1 pseudogene is annotated in these 315 nt (G+C 44.1%); it reads left to right on the top strand.

Annotation, left to right across the window (positions count from 1 at the left end):
* Window positions 1-111: 111 nt before the first annotated feature.
* Window positions 112-315, top strand: a pseudogene (locus DSM107010_RS40530) (AAA family ATPase); the annotation flags it as partial.

The following is a 315-nucleotide window of genomic DNA, read 5'->3' as shown; positions in this document are numbered from 1 at the left end:
AGACGCTTATTTCTCCATAAAAGTATTTGTTCCAGAATATCACTTTAAGCTTGGTATAAATTTAGATGCGTTTGCCCTGTCAGAGCCACTTCTGTTTGGAGTCCCAGCGCCATGCTACAGGACATTTCAATCGAACTGTCTATCGATCCTCCCAGCTTACCTGCCAAAATGCTAACTGCTGTGAAAGAGCAAATGAAACTGAGTAGACGACCCTTGTTTATCGACGAGGCAGACTATCTGTTTCATCATCCGAAGATGTTGCAAGTAGCACGGGACATTCACGATCTCACCGAACTTCCGGTTTGGCTAATTGGT

The organism is Chroococcidiopsis cubana SAG 39.79 (assembly GCF_003991895.1).
Lineage (GTDB): Bacteria > Cyanobacteriota > Cyanobacteriia > Cyanobacteriales > Chroococcidiopsidaceae > Chroococcidiopsis > Chroococcidiopsis thermalis.
This window is presented reverse-complemented; position numbering and strand designations above follow the sequence as displayed.